Below are 13961 nucleotides of genomic sequence, written 5' to 3' on the forward strand. Positions count from 1 at the left end.
GCCATCGAGACGACACGTACTAGGCTGCGACCCGTATCCCGCAGCCCGCGACGAATAATCCACAGGAGAGGATGTTGACCAAGAAAGTCCCGCTCAAGATCGCGATCGCTGAGCATCCGCACACGTCGGCCATTCGTAACGGGTCCATCCCTATCGAAGGCGTCGACGCCGACTTCGTCACCGCGAAGCCGCAAATCGGCGCGTTCCGCCGCATGGTGCGCGACGTCGAATTCGACGTTTGCGAACTCGCACCGACCACCTACATCATCGCGCGTGCTTATGGCGCGCCGTTCGTCGGCTTGCCGATCTTCGTCGTGCGGCGTTTTCATCACGGCGGTCTGCTGGTGCGTCCCGACGCGGGCATCAACACGCCGAAGGACCTGGAAGGCAAAAAGGTCGGCGTGCGCGCCTATTCGGTCACGACCGGCGTGTGGACACGTCAGGTGCTCATCGATGAGTTCGGTCTCGACTCGTCGAAGGTGACGTGGGTCGTCGACGACGAAGAGCACGTGACGCAATTGAAGCTGCCGTCGAACGTCGTGCATGCGCCGCAAGGCAGCTCGCTCGCGCAGATGATGGCGTCGGGCGAACTGTCGGCCGGATTTGCCGCAGCCGCCGGTATCGGCCGCACCGGCGCGCCGACGGGTGGCTGGCAGGAAGTCGAGGCCGATTACCCGGATCTGCTGCCGAACGCGACCGAACTCGAAACCGAGTACTACGCGCGCACCGGCGTGTATCCGATGCACGGCACGATCGTCGTCAAGGACTCGGTGCTCGCTGCGCATCCGTGGATTGCGAAATCGCTGTTCGATGCCTTCGCGCAGGCGAAAAAAGAATGGCTCGAGCGTCTCGATGCGGGTGAGGCGACGAGCGCAAGCGACAAGAAGTATCTCGAACTGCGCAAGATCGTCGGTCACGATCCGCTGCCGTACGGTCTGCAGGAAAACCTGCAGACGATCGAAACCCTCGAAGCGACCGCGTTCAAGCAGGGTCTCACGCCGCGCCGCATGTCGATCGACGAGCTGGGGGCGGTATGCCGTTGGGCTCGCCAAAGCATAAGCCTGCGCTTGGGAGCGACGTGCACGGATAGTCGCCCGCGAGGCAATCATCAGAACCGTCTTCGCACTTGAAAAGTATTGGGTTGGATATACAATACGGTTTATGTATATCTACCGGAGATAATGATGCAAGTCGCTAAATGGGGCAACAGCCTTGCCGTCCGGCTGCCCGCGAGCGTCGTCGATGCACTGGGTTTGAAGGAGGGCGACGACATTGAGATCTATGCCGAACAATCCGGCGCGTTCTCGGTCAGCAAAAGGCCGACCGTCGCTGAGCGGATCGAGCGCCTGCGCAAGTACCGCGGACGACTGCCTGCCGACTTCAAGTTCGATCGGGAATCGCTCAGCGAAAGGGGAAACGCTGAATGACGGTTGAGGCACCGGCGCGATTTGCCGTCGATAGCAATGTGATTGCCTATCTGTTCTCCAGCGACGCCGCGAAGGCTGACCGGGCCGAGGCGCTGGTGGTGCAGGGAACTCCGATGCCCGTCATCAGCACGCAGGTAATGAACGAGATTACGCTCGTCATGAGCCGGAAAATGGGGCTCTCGTGGCCGGAAATCAACGTTCTCCTGGGCGATGTGGAGGAGTTCTGCGAGATCGTGCCACTGACGCTTGAAGTCCACAAGGAAGCACGCCGTATCGCCGAACACTACGGATTCAGGTTCTACGATTCGTGCATCATCGCCTTCGCTTTGCTTGAAGATTGCGAAGTACTCTACAGCGAAGATATGCAACACGGCCAGGTCATCTTCGACCGGCTGACGGTGGTCAATCCGTTCCGATCACCCAGTTGACCGCCGTCTAATTCGTCATCGGGCGTTGCACGGTTTGTAGCGGCGACGCTTTTTCCATCCGGCGCGGCGAACTGCTGCGCCAGGAAACGGTCGACCGTCCATATCCACGCGCCGCTGTTCAGCTCGCAGAATTCCTTGCGCGAGCCGGTGAAGCGATTCGGCTCGCTCGTACCGACGCATGAACGTGGCGGCCACGACCGCAAAAATGAGACCGCCTGCCCTCCGCTTGAGCACTGACTTGACATAATGTAATTGGCGAATTTTCATTAGTAAAACTAAGTAGCGTGCGGTATATAAAATCCACTTGCAGACCGGAGAAGCGTCGTGAGGATCTGCTTAGGTGGGTGAGCTGTAAGACCGCAGGTTGTTGCACAACGATAGCGCTGATCCTGGAAAGTGCCGAATGACGTGCCTGGTGGATGACGTGCCTAGTGCATGTCATGCATGTGCGCGATGCCGAGTTCACCGGCGAGCTGGGCGAGTCGTTTGTCCAAGGTCCAAAGTGACGCACCGGGAGTCATCAAAGTTGACGCAAGCAGCGTAAGGTCGCTGCTGCCGCAGCCTCGACCATAAATTTGTCTTGCCTCGATCAACTCCATCACCTCGGTCCATGTCGCGTGCGTCGCATGTTGCAGCAGCCCGATGTCGTGGAGCGTACGTGCGCGGGGTGCAGGCGGAGTGCCGCAGGCGAGTTCAACAAGCACGACTGGATGTGTGAGCGCCTGATCGCTGGTGATCAGCTGGGTAAGTCTCATATTCGCGCGACGGAAATGATCAACCCACACAGATGTATCGATGAGGACGCTCATTGAGCCGCAGGCTCCGAGCGGCGCCGCGGGATGTCGGGCATACCGGGCTCGGTGCCACCCAGGGACGCCAGACGCTTACCAGCCTGAACGCGAACAAACGTCTGCATCGCCACCCGAAACAGGTCGGCCTTATCCATGTCAGGGTCGGCGAGCTCAAGAGCGCGCTCGTAAAGGTTGTCGTCGATCGTAACAGTGGTTCGCATTTTGATGACTCCCGGTTGATGCTGAATCGCATCAATTATAGCATCAAATATTTAACGCTTCTGAAGCAGGCCGCACGGAGTGTCGAGGGGACTGGACTGCGTCGGAGGACTATTCCGCCATGGCACCCCGTTATACCTATTGCCGTGAGCCTGTCCCAGCATGGGGCGACAGAGCAGCGAAGAAGGACGGCGCTATGCCTCTCGAACGTTGGCGCCTTCGGACCGTGATTCATGGCTGTAGCTGGCGCTAGCCGGCCATCCACGGCCGTTTGCGCGCCCCTGTCAAGTGGACATTCGAACGTCGGCTTCGCTCAGGTAACCGACCTTCCTCGAAAATTATGTTCGATGCGTCCCTCGCTTTTTACCAACTTTCGCAACAGCGCTTTCAGAAACCCATAACGGAAGCGTAAAACCCGTGATCGTTCCGGTAATTTGCGGCCAGGACTGCTGAGGTGCGTTCAACAATTAGGGATGGATTCATTTCGTATACCGGTTGGCCGTAAACCGGGCATGTGCGTCGTTGCACCGTCAAGCCGCGTGGGTCAAGCCCGCGCTGAGGACATGAAGATGACGCGCTCGTTCTGTAGCTGACCCGACCATATCAACGAAACTGACGATCAAGCTTCCCGTGGCGTTCGCAGCCTCGCTATTTCCGATGATCGCCGGTGCGATGTACGGACTTCATTCGCAGGATCAGTCGATTACGGCATACCACACCGTTGTCCGCGATAACGTCGCCAACGAACGGGTAGTCACCAGCATACTGGTGACATTCAAGATGCAGGTTCAGGAGTGGAAGGACATTTTGCTGCGCGGGAAGAACCCCGCGAAGCTCACGAGCGGATGGGCGGCTTTCGAGCAGCAGGAGCGTTCCGTCCACGAGCAGACCGCCATGCTGCTGGCGAAACTGGGCGACGGCAGGAGCCGTAAGTTGATGGAGCAGTTCGCCACTGCACATTCGATCATGGGTGCGGGTTACAGAAAGGGGCTTGAAGCCTTCAAGGCGGCAGGTTTCGATACCTCCGTGGGGCGCAGTATGCGTGCCGGTGTTCTGCGTCGGACTGTCGCCAGTCGATGCTGGCGGACGTCGCTTGAGCGAGGCGCTTCAGGAAGCGGTGGGGGCGCAGCGATGTCCCCGCAGGCGGCGATTATCCCGCGCAGGAGTTCGATGGCATTGTCAGCGTCGGCGCGGGGGCGGTTTTCATCTTGATGTGCTAAAAGCCGCATCGCTACAACGGAATGCATCTGGTGAAGCGCCAGGCGCAAATGCGAAAAAGCAGTTGTCGCTGGATCTGAACGGGGCGGGCTGATTTCGAAGCCAACGACGGCATGGTTGGCACAAGCAAGGGAGGTGTCTTATGCGACAGCGGAAGCTTGCATGATCGCCAATGGACAGATGAAGTGTGCTCGCGGAACCCATCTGTCCACCGCCGATCAATTTTACGACCTCGCAATATAAGCAGTACTGTGCATATCGAGCTCGTTCACCCCGCATTCCTCACTGCGACAAAACCCTTTCGAATGCCGGGCAGGCCCGACGGCGCGCCCCCAGGCAGTGGACCGCGCGGGCGGCGGATCGCGGGAGATCCGTCACAGCGTTCCGGGTGGCTCCGTGGGCACACCCGAAGCGTCGGCATGCGCGTCTTCATCGTCGATCTCGGCACGCGCCTGTTCCCAGTATTCCTCAGGTGTCCCCTTGGGCTCGGTCGCCTTTTCCCACAAACGGTAAGCCCTGGTCCTGATGCGTTCTTCCACCGACATGTATTCCATGTTCATGCTCCTCACGAGACCAGAAAAAAGACCTGCTCCGGGTTTGCGGAACTTGCCGTTTGAAACGGATTGCGCGGCGGCAACATGGAGTGCAGCAAGCGCTGTTCCTTGCTGGGGCCGACCGCCGGCACCGGTCGTCCGTCTTCGCGCGCGGTACGAATTTTTCCTCCGCCACTGCCCTTGCCCTTGCCGACAGAAGGTGAAAAGCCATGATCCAACGAACGATCTCCGATGGCGTCGGGCCGCGCATCGCGCGGAACAATTTTTGCAGCACGCCTTCGTATCTGAGGCTCACCCAAGCCCCCATTCATGCGCGAACACGTAGGTCATCGGAGCGCCTGGGCCTGAGCGCAACGAACACCGCGCCGGAACGCCCCTCTTAATCCTCGGCGCACTCGGCGTGGTGCTCGGCGACATCGGCACCAACCCGATCTATGCGCTGCGGCAAGGCGTGCTCGATGTCGGCGCGCCGACTGAGCAAATCGTCATGCGTAGAACGCGTTAAAGCCGTCAACGTTGAGACAATAAAAATGTCAATTCGCTGTACCACATTGAGCGACTTCGCAGCCCACGGCGTGCGTGCTGAAGCAGCGCCGGCTGGCGAATCAGACGTTGCCGTCTTCCTCGCCAGCCTCTCTTCGGCATGGAAGGAAGGTGAGGCACGTCCAACGCACCGAAAGCAACCTAAGGCAAAGCACTGGTGGAGAAGTCGGGTGGATCCGTTCGCCGACGTGGCCGCTAATCGAAGGACGGTTGAATCCGCCCTCTATGCCGGCCAACGTATTGATGGATCGGTTGGCCGAGATGTTTCCGCAGGCGTACGCAAGTCAGGCACAACTACGAACGCTGCAGCGCCGGGGCAAGGCATGGCGAGCAGAGCGCGTAAAAGAACTGATTCTGGGCGGCCTGCGAAAGTCCGCTGATGCGCCAGCCGAAGTGTAGTTGCGGAGACGTCGAAAGTCGCCGGGGGCCGGGCGCTCCGCGCCCGGCAAACCACGAAAGAAGAGAAGAAAGAAAGCGAAACGACAACAATCCGTCCGGGTAACATTCCTTCATGAGGCAACACGACCGGACGTAGTCATTGTCGCCGCCCACAAGGGTTTGCCGCGTTGAGACGACGAGGCAGGGACGCCCGCGGCGACCCGCTCGTATCAGGTGGTCGAATTTGAACGCGCTTATTGAGGCGCTTTACTCAGCGCTTTCCAAACGACTTTTGCGGCGGTCTGAAATGCGCCCAGATCAGGCGCGTTATCTCCAGCTCGACGGATAAAAACGACCAGGCCCTGCAAGTGCGAGACGAGCAAAGCACCTCGGAGCGCGCATTCCCCAGACGTCAGCGCCGGGTTTATTTTCGCAACAAGACTCGCAAAGATTTCCTGGAATTCTCCCGTGATTTCCGCCGTCAAATCGCGCGCAAACTCCTCATGCTCGGCCAAACTCCACGATTCGAGGGCGAAGGCGCTCGTGCTGGTGCCAGGCCGCGTCAGTGCAGCAAACGCCTCGTCGACGATCGCATCGAGGCGGGCTTCCGGCGATCGAAGCTTATCCCTGGCGAGCGTTCGATAAAGCTCAAGGTAGCGGTTGGCCATCGCTCTCAACGAGGCTCGCAACAGGTCTTCCCGGGTACCGAAATAGTGCTGCAAGGTGCTCAGGCGAATACCCGCATCGCTCGCCACACGGCGTTGTGTGAACCCTGCGTTACCTTCGGTAGCGAAAACGCTGATCGCGACCTCGAGGATCTCCGGCACGCGCGTTGTTCTGTTGCCTCGCCGCCGGGGCTCGCCTGGCGCGCTCGAGCCTAGCATTTCCGCCGATGTGATCGTCATTTCTTTCATCTGCGCCCAACTCCTCAGTGACGGGTTATCTCCGCAGGACAGTTCCTTCCGGCCGCCGAAATGGTGCGCCTGACTCGGCTCGCGCCTGGCTCAAGAGGGGATTCGTCAGTCAGTGTCGCCGGGCCGCCGCAAAGCGGAAGCAGCCGTCCCTTCCTGTCATTCGACCTATGTATGGTAGGTCAAGAAACCAATTAAGCACAGTTAACATACTGCCCAACACCGGCTTAACGACCAATTGCTTGGGCTTGACCCACCGAGCAGTTGCTAAATCCTCGTACTTATTGGTATTTCTCCCCTCGTTACTGGTCTCGATTATTGGTCTAACGACCACTAGTATTTGGTCATAAGACCTATTTCAGCGGGTCTGTTGCTGAATGCGTCGAGGCGGCTGCCGTAGTCAAGGAGAAGCTGACGTGTTGATGTCCTACCCCCTGCGCGAGTTGCAAACTGCGATCTGGGCGCCGTTCCTTCCCTGGCTGCAGGCCACCGGCAGCTTCCTTGCAGGTTCCGGCAACGCCGCTTCCGCGCTGCCCACCGGTCAGCTCGTGGCCGGCTGCGAGCTGTTGGCGCGGCTCTGCAAGCGCTACCCGAAACCGGAATTCGGCCTGACCGACGCCGTCGTCGAGGGTCAGCAGGTCGCGGTGACTGAAACTGTCGTGCTGGACCAGCCGTTCTGCCGGCTGCTGCATTTCGAGCGCGCCACGCCCCACAGGCATCCCGTCGCGCTGGTCGTCGCGCCCCTGTCGGGCCATCACGCGACGCTGCTGCGTGACACCGTGGCGGCGATGCTGCAGGATTTCGACGTCTACATCACCGACTGGCGCGATGCCCGCACGGTTCCGCTCGCCGAGGGCGCCTTTCACCTGGACGACTACGTCGCGTATCTGCGCGAATTTCTGCGTTTCGTGGGACCGGACGTTCATGTTGTATCGGTCTGCCAGTCGACCGTGCCGGTGCTCGCCGCTATTTCGCTGATGGCGGCCCATGGCGAGACGACGCCCAGAAGCATGACGCTGATCGGCGGCCCGATCGACGCGCGTCGCGGCCCGACGACCGTCAACGAATTCGCCGTCAGCAAACCGCTCGACTGGTTCGCACACGAACTGATCGAGACCGTGCCGGGTAACTATCCCGGTGCCGGCCGCCAGGTGTATCCCGGCTTCCTGCAGCACGCGGCCTCGTGGCGATGAATCCCGAGCGCCACCTGGATTCGCACGTGCGCTACTACTGCGACGTGGCAGCCGGCAACAGCGAAGCCGCCGACGCGCATCGCCGCTTCTACGACGAGTACAACGCCGTGCTCGACATGGCGGCCGAATACTATCTGGAAACGGTTCGGGTGGTCTTTCAGGAGTTCTGCCTGGCGCGCGGCACCTGGCAGGTGCGCGGCGAACACGTCCGCCCGGGCGCCATCAAGGCCACTGCACTGATCACCGTCGAAGGTGAGCGGGACGACATCTGCGGGCGGGGCCAGACCCACGCGGCTCACGATCTGTGCACGGGACTCGACGCGTTGCTCAAACACCGGGTGACGGCCCGCGGCTGCGGCCACTACGGGATTTTCTCGGGCCATGCCTGGCGCACCGCGATCTATCCGCAACTTCGTGACCTGATCTATCAGCACGAATCGCACGTCAGCAACGAATCAGCGGCCGACTTGCACACCGGTTTCCTCGAGGACGTGGCGGCCTGACGGCGCACGGCAAGGGGCGCGCCCGATCAACGGCCATGGGGTTGAAGGAGCAGCAGATGAACACCGATCAGAAGTCCTTGCGATGGTTGATCGACAAATGGCTGGCGCCCACGCCGGCCATGCCGGTCCGCCTGACCCGATACGGTCGTGCAGACTCGAGCCACAGACGCTGCGTGCGCGTGGAGTCGTTGCGAACGACCGGCTCGCTGGCCATTTTCTTCTTCCGGCACGATGACGGATCGTGGCGCGTGTTCCCGCCCGCGTCCAGGCGGCCAGTGATGCATGCCTACCCATGAACTGGATAGACAGACCTGGCACGTCAGCACGGGAAGTCTGGCCGGCCTGGTCGGCCGTGTGATAACGCGGCGGGCTCGCATTTTTAGTACAAGCCGCGGTTTCGCGTTACGGACGTCTGGAATCGCCCGGTCTTAAATGCTGCCTGGTGCTCGCCATATTTGCGGATGGCGAGCGCCAAGGAGATCCTGCCTCGGAGGGGACTGCGATGAAACGGCGTGCGGGAGGTGTTGGAGTAGTGGGGGGCGGTGGCCGTTGTGAGGGTCCTGGCAGTACGACGAACCTGGGACCCGTCCAATGAGCAGGTATTCGAAGCGCACTGCGCTTATCACGCGTGGAACTGCATGTCTATCGTCCCGTTCCCGGCTGGGCACTTTCCTATGTTCCCAGGAGTTCATCGAGACTAGTAGAGATCGTGGGCCGGATCCTGCTGGCAAGGCAATGCCGGCATCAGGTCGGACCGATTTCTGTTTGAGGAACCCGGTCTTGCTGGATGCTGGGAGGTCCGCGATGCGTGCTTACCGGCTTGCGGCGTGAGCGACGGGTCGATAGTCGAGCGATCTGAGGAGAACGCAATGAACATCCTGGAACTGGCGGGGAATGCCGGAATGCTAGTCGTACTTGATGGCAGGATCGGTTGCACCGACTACCGAAGCGTCCATGGAACCCTGGATGCGTTTCAGCGTTTTGTTCATGCGTTGGAGTCCGCATTGATGAATGGTGAGGAATCCGATTGGTCTCGGTGTCGGGGAGGCCTGTGCGCGGAATCTTCGTCATCCTGAAAACATGATGCCGGAGCGCCACCAGGGAGGCCCTCACGCTGACCTGGAATGCGCATATGAGCGCTGGCCATGAAACCGGAGCGGGTGCAGGACATGCTAATTCCGGATCGTGAGCAAGCTCGATTGAGTGGAGCGACTGATGAAGGTTTCCGCAATCTACGCATGGGTAACGGTGCTTACTGCTATCGCCGCGGGGCTCGCTTCGGGCTCGTCCTACGCCTACGCGCTCGATCCGCAACTCGACTGTAGATCGAACGCACACGCGTTCATCGCCCCGCTGCTAAAGAGCCAGTATATCGATCCGAATCCGATGCGCGTCGAAGCAAACTCGGTCAACGCATTTCGACCGGCGCACGGCAGCAAGTTGACGGCATTTGGCTTTCCCGTCTACGCCGTCCTAGGGTATGAACACGACGATGCACTGTTCAAACGCGGAGATGGCCGGCCCGTCCCGGACTCAGCCTATGGGGTGGTAGTAATCGGCCCCACCGAGTCAGTAGAAGCGCACGCGCGCAAGACCGGCAGCGGCGCTGTCATTCATCAGGTTGTCCCCCTCTTGCTAACGGCCATTTTCTGCAGCGGACCGTGACGCGCCCAGCGATGCCGTCATGCATGCAGTGGGATGGCGTTGTTACATGAGTGTTTGCGTCGCCGTAGTGCAATCAATGGGCCTTCCGGCGTGGTCGACTTGACGTGGGCCGCATGAGTTCTGCAGATAACGTATGGCATCCTAATTAATGTTCACGGTTGGCGGCTTCGACAATTGTCCGCCGCTGCCAGGCGGTGAGTCGCGCCTCAAGTTCGTTTCGATGGCACGATGCGTTCATCCGGTGTCTGGGTAATGCGAAGTGCTGACGGAACGGTCCGACCGCAACGCCTGCGTGCGCTGCGATGCGGAATCCTTTCATGCGTGTGATACAGGGATTCTGCTTTCTTCATCCAGACATCTTACCCGAGCGCCTTCTCAACCTGACAGCGCCGTCTCGGCCGCGCGCAACCGGGCCGCTGACGCAGAAGCCGGTGACTGCTTCGCTTGTCGAAAATTCGAGGAATGCCGCGAAAGTGGCAGGGACGTACGGCCTGTCATCGAGCTAAAGCCAACACTCGCGTAATCGCAACGTGCAAGTAATATGGATTACCAATTACATGGCAGTCAAATGCCGCAGCCCCGCGCAGGAATGACTCAACACTGCCGACGAGGCCGCGGCCACGCTAACCGGCAAGAATTGCATCGGCTAAGTTTTGCAACGAGATACGGCTGTTGTGAGAAGTAAATTATCCAAATAGCCTGGTTTCGCGATGCTTTTTTTCACTCGTCCCCATCGTTCACGCAACTAATCTTGTAGCTAAATTTCAACTAAAGTTGTAACGCCCCGCGTGTCTTGCTACCACGTGTGCGCTTTTTCCTGCGTATGCGCCTGAGCAGGTCACTCGGCTTCCGTGCCATGACCGCTTTGGGCGCCCGGGCCGGCCATTGCGTTGCAACTTTGGTTGGAATCGCACATGGCATTACAACTTTAGTTGACGGCGTCGTCCCGGGACCGGGAACGGAGAGCACCGATGCCACAGGGGACCGGGGATAAAGGGCTTTGTCGCGGTAAGGTTCAAAGAGCGAGCGGAATCGATATGCGAAGTACTGCTTATGTTGCGATCTCGTAGAATTGGTCAGCGGCGGACGGATGGGCTCCGCGAGCACATTTCATCTGTCCTTTGGCGATCATGTGCATAATCTCAATGCCGGCCAGAAGGATCCGGGCACAGCGAAAGGTCTTGAACCCCAGCATGGGCCGCGTTCGTCGCTTGATCGCCCGATGATCCTGCTCGACCAGGTTATTGAGATATTTGGACTGGCGGATCCTGATGGGCGCTTCACGACCAGCATTGATCGCTTCGAGCGCGGCGAGATTGGCGCCGCTTTTGTCGATGGTTACGGTCTCGGGTATATCGTTCTGGGCGATCGATTTCTCAAAGTAACGCCGGGCCGCAGTCTTGTCCCGATGCGTGCGTAGCAGAAAGTCAATGGTGGTGCCGTCCTTGTCGACGGCCCGGTAAAGGGCGGATTCAACCGGTCCCCCTTGACGCGGATGTACGTTTCGTCCATCCGCCAGCTCTTACCCACGGGGCGCTTGCGGCGGCGAAACGCTTTCTCCAGCACCGGCAACACCTTGATGGCCCAGCGGTGCACAGTCGAATGATCGACCGAAACGCCGCGCTCAGCCGTCATGTCTTCAAGGTGCCGTAGGCTCAGCGGATAAGCCACGTACCAGCGCACGCAAGTCAGCATCACGTCGAGCGGATAGTGCAGGCGTTTGAGCACTCGGGCCATCGCCGGATTCATCGTCTTCATCGAGCTTTCAGTCGTCCGTGTCGTTCCGCCCATCATAGCGGACCGCCTTACTGCAACAGAACCGCCTTGGCGTACGCGATGGCGAATTTGAGCGCGGCCTTCTCCGAGGCAAAATAGGCGAGTATGCCGAATGCGCTGCGCTTTCCGGTCGGGCTGGTGACAAACGCGCTTGCCGCATACCCTGGCACCGACATCGAGGGGAGAGGCACGATGACGTGTTCTTTGTGATGGATTGGCTTGGACTCCATGCCGTGCCTCGGGTATATGCGATGTGTCAGTCTGAAACGTCGCAGCGCTTCGTTATGTTCGGAATGTTACGTTCGCGGGCAATCCCGACCGTCAATGAATTGGATTTCTGTTGCTCGGAAACGCCCAGGCCGGACCACAATAATTTCCGCGCCCTCTCGACAGCGGCATCGTGTCCGAATGGGCACAGGCGAGCCATCTTGTCTCTGGACAACATCTGAAGAAACCCGTCTTGCACAGAGGGTGGAAGGGCCATCAGGAACTCCAGCTTAATGGGTGTGAACAGTCGATGGTAATGCGGCTGCGGCATTCCATCAGGGCGAGTGCGGGAAAAAGCTAATGTCTAGCGACTGCCGCCTCACAAAGCTCACTCGTGAGATTGCCGTCTGGGTGAGGTCAGGTCTGTTTTCTCGAGCAGCGCATCGAAGGCTTCCCGCGCGTCCTTCAGTTCCTGCATGGCCGCCGCGAATCTGGCCAATGCCAAGGTCGTTGGTTGCTTACGTGGGTCTCCTGCGTAGTGCGCTTCCAGCCGTAGTGACGCGGCTTGTACTTCTCGCGCGGCGGTCACCACGCGCTCGAGGGCGCGTGCCTCCGCCGAGACCTTTTTCGCTTTCATCGTCGTTGTTTCCTGGGGACCGGGCGCGACCACCGTCCGGACGCTTCGGTTGGCGTTTGGCGTTGCTTCCCTGAGGCTGCCTGCATTGGAAGCACGCAATGCGCCGACTCTAAAAGATGCGTCGGATTTAATCGGTGCGAGACGTCACAGACGGTCGCCGCTGGAGCCGCGTCATCGGTCCGCAAAGTCTGCTGCCGACAATACTATCGGGGCGCCGGTCTTCTTGAGCAGTCTTCTTTCAACGGCTGCCGTTATGCGCTGGTGTCCGTCGGCAAATGCTTTCAATGTGCGCGCCTCGTTAGCACCGGCCGGCAACCAGAAATGCCGTTCGAGCGCGTCGCACGTGATTGAGCAGTGCACCGACTGGTTGCGAAAAGATGCAGCGAAAGCAACCACTTTTCCGTCTGAAGAAACGCAGGGTTCCGCGGTGAGGGTGTCGTCCATAGATGTATAGATTCCCTATTGACTCGAACGCGGGGTAGCCGCCGAGAGCACCCGCTGGCATACCCGGTCAATAATAAATCAGACGGCCCCCGGGGTTGACCGCTGTCGAGTCCTTTCGTTATGCGGAAGCGTCACCGCAGCCCATAGGGTAGCGGGCGCAGTGCAGTCAGGATGGTTCGCAGCGGCGCCTGTCCCGAACGATAGCCCGAGACTTTTTTCCCTTGTAGTTGCATCTGCAACCAACTCGCGACTTCGATGGCGTGCAATAGAAACTCCGAAGTGGCTATCGATGAGGCGAGTTCCGCCTGGATGTGCGAGCCCTCCGCGGGTTTGCCTAACTCATCGCCTGTTCCGGACTGGAGACGGATATTTCAGGCGGGAATGCATCGATGCTTTCCAGCAGTCTCTGCAGTCGTTGTTGCTGGTCCGGTGAAAGTCCCTGCGTCGCAAGTGCCTGAAGCACGCGCCCGCGCCAGTAAGTTCTGGTGAATAGAGACTCCGCTCCTTCCGCGCCCAGCACCTGCTCGAGATGGGCAATCGCGGGTCGATATTACGGAATGTGTAGGGACTCACGCCCGTCGGGTTTCTGTCAGTGAAGGTCATTGCGTGCGCTCTGATTTACCTGCTTCTGCTTTGCGCCATATGTCCGGAAAAACGGTCGCGCCCAACTTTACTGATATGAAAAATATGAAAAATAGGTCGGGATTTTGAAATCAAGCAATGCGACAAACAGACTGCTGCGATGACCCAATCACACGGCGCTAGCGCCAGCACATACTCCTGGCCCGTGGGTCCCGGGCGGGAACACCTGCCATGTGCCGTCATCGTGCCGGAAGAAAAAAAGCCCAACCGAACCTTCCGGTCGCTGTGCCTCAACGCGCACGTAACGCCTGCGGCTAGAGCCTGTGCGACTGAATCGGGTTACCCGAATCGGCGTCGCCGCAGCTGGTGTCAGCCATTTTTCAACCAGCGAACGCAGGGACCTTTCTGCCGTGTTCATCCGCTCCTCCTTCAGTCTCGTTACCGTCGGCTCGGCGTTGCCCGGTTGCACAAGCCTCGATGTACCT

15 protein-coding genes and 2 pseudogenes are annotated in these 13961 nt (G+C 59.5%); 8 read left to right on the plus strand and 9 right to left on the minus strand.

All coding sequences use genetic code 11. The annotated features are described in order from the left end of the window. The first annotated feature begins 71 nt into the window (after positions 1-71). From OKW27_RS00285 to OKW27_RS00295, 3 genes are read left to right on the plus strand one after another with little or no spacing between them, the layout of a single operon-like run. Positions 72-1130: an ABC transporter substrate-binding protein gene (locus OKW27_RS00285; protein WP_429332143.1), complete on the plus strand. Its 1059-nt coding sequence runs from the start codon at positions 72-74 to the stop codon at positions 1128-1130. A 54-nt stretch (positions 1131-1184) separates the two neighbouring features. Further along, complete coding sequence (locus OKW27_RS00290; RefSeq protein ID WP_027803752.1) at positions 1185-1427, plus strand: AbrB/MazE/SpoVT family DNA-binding domain-containing protein; 243 nt, start codon at positions 1185-1187, stop codon at positions 1425-1427. Next, positions 1424-1855, plus strand: coding sequence for a PIN domain-containing protein (locus tag OKW27_RS00295; RefSeq protein ID WP_429332144.1), 432 nt, complete (start codon positions 1424-1426; stop codon positions 1853-1855). The genes OKW27_RS00290 and OKW27_RS00295 overlap by 4 nt, the downstream gene beginning before the upstream one ends. 428 nt (positions 1856-2283) lie before the next feature. Here OKW27_RS00295 and OKW27_RS00300 read toward each other — a convergent pair whose 3' ends face one another. After that, on the minus strand, positions 2284-2664 hold the full coding sequence (locus tag OKW27_RS00300) for a type II toxin-antitoxin system VapC family toxin (RefSeq protein WP_429332145.1): 381 nt from the start codon (positions 2662-2664) through the stop codon (positions 2284-2286). Further along, on the minus strand, positions 2661-2867 hold the full coding sequence (locus OKW27_RS00305) for a type II toxin-antitoxin system VapB family antitoxin (RefSeq protein ID WP_018420240.1): 207 nt from the start codon (positions 2865-2867) through the stop codon (positions 2661-2663). The genes OKW27_RS00300 and OKW27_RS00305 overlap by 4 nt, the downstream gene beginning before the upstream one ends. A gap of 628 nt (positions 2868-3495) precedes the next feature. On the opposite strand from OKW27_RS00305, the gene OKW27_RS00310 reads away from it, so the two are divergent. Both OKW27_RS00310 and OKW27_RS00315 read left to right on the plus strand, forming a co-directional pair. After that, positions 3496-4077, plus strand: a complete 582-nt coding sequence (locus OKW27_RS00310) for a hypothetical protein (RefSeq protein WP_429332146.1) — start codon at positions 3496-3498, stop codon at positions 4075-4077. Positions 4078-4245: 168 nt separating this feature from the next. Next, positions 4246-4326, plus strand: a pseudogene (locus tag OKW27_RS00315) (IS6 family transposase); the annotation flags it as partial. A 131-nt stretch (positions 4327-4457) separates the two neighbouring features. Here OKW27_RS00315 and OKW27_RS00320 read toward each other — a convergent pair. The 3 genes from OKW27_RS00320 to OKW27_RS00330 form a co-directional block, all read right to left on the minus strand. Further along, entirely contained in the window at positions 4458-4637 is a 180-nt protein-coding gene (locus OKW27_RS00320) for a DUF2934 domain-containing protein (RefSeq protein ID WP_429332147.1), read from the minus strand. Positions 4638-4648: 11 nt separating this feature from the next. Continuing rightward, positions 4649-4936 (minus strand): hypothetical protein, encoded by a 288-nt coding sequence (locus tag OKW27_RS00325; RefSeq protein WP_429332148.1) that lies wholly within the window; start codon positions 4934-4936, stop codon positions 4649-4651. An 876-nt stretch (positions 4937-5812) separates the two neighbouring features. After that, on the minus strand, positions 5813-6472 hold the full coding sequence (locus OKW27_RS00330; RefSeq protein WP_429332149.1) for a TetR/AcrR family transcriptional regulator: 660 nt from the start codon (positions 6470-6472) through the stop codon (positions 5813-5815). Positions 6473-6891: 419 nt separating this feature from the next. Here OKW27_RS00330 and OKW27_RS00335 point away from each other — a divergent pair. From OKW27_RS00335 to OKW27_RS00345, 3 genes and pseudogenes are all read left to right on the plus strand, one after another. Beyond that, a pseudogene (locus OKW27_RS00335) lies at positions 6892-8165 on the plus strand (polyhydroxyalkanoate depolymerase). A gap of 56 nt (positions 8166-8221) precedes the next feature. Beyond that, positions 8222-8461: a hypothetical protein gene (locus tag OKW27_RS00340; RefSeq protein WP_429332150.1), complete on the plus strand. Its 240-nt coding sequence runs from the start codon at positions 8222-8224 to the stop codon at positions 8459-8461. Between the two features lie 919 nt (positions 8462-9380). Further along, positions 9381-9830, plus strand: a complete 450-nt coding sequence (locus OKW27_RS00345) for a hypothetical protein (protein ID WP_429332151.1) — start codon at positions 9381-9383, stop codon at positions 9828-9830. Between the two features lie 1051 nt (positions 9831-10881). Here OKW27_RS00345 and OKW27_RS00350 read toward each other — a convergent pair. The 4 genes from OKW27_RS00350 to OKW27_RS00365 all read right to left on the minus strand — a co-directional run bounded on the left by OKW27_RS00350 (position 10882) and on the right by OKW27_RS00365 (position 12894). Continuing rightward, positions 10882-11588 (minus strand): IS6 family transposase gene (locus OKW27_RS00350; protein WP_429332152.1). Its coding sequence is split into 2 segments (ribosomal slippage): positions 10882-11316 and positions 11319-11588, totalling 705 coding nucleotides; the frame shifts between segments, so codons are not numbered across the junction. 47 nt (positions 11589-11635) lie between these two features. Continuing rightward, positions 11636-11836 carry a hypothetical protein gene (locus OKW27_RS00355; RefSeq protein ID WP_090812531.1) on the minus strand — a complete coding sequence of 67 codons (201 nt, stop codon included), beginning with the start codon at positions 11834-11836 and terminating at the stop codon, positions 11636-11638. Between the two features lie 365 nt (positions 11837-12201). After that, on the minus strand, positions 12202-12450 hold the full coding sequence (locus OKW27_RS00360; protein ID WP_429332153.1) for a hypothetical protein: 249 nt from the start codon (positions 12448-12450) through the stop codon (positions 12202-12204). A 171-nt stretch (positions 12451-12621) separates the two neighbouring features. Continuing rightward, on the minus strand, positions 12622-12894 hold the full coding sequence (locus tag OKW27_RS00365; protein ID WP_429332154.1) for a DUF1488 family protein: 273 nt from the start codon (positions 12892-12894) through the stop codon (positions 12622-12624). Between the last annotated feature and the right edge of the window lie 1067 nt (positions 12895-13961).

The organism is Paraburkholderia sp. 35.1, assembly GCF_050436525.1.
Lineage (GTDB): Bacteria > Pseudomonadota > Gammaproteobacteria > Burkholderiales > Burkholderiaceae > Paraburkholderia > Paraburkholderia tuberum.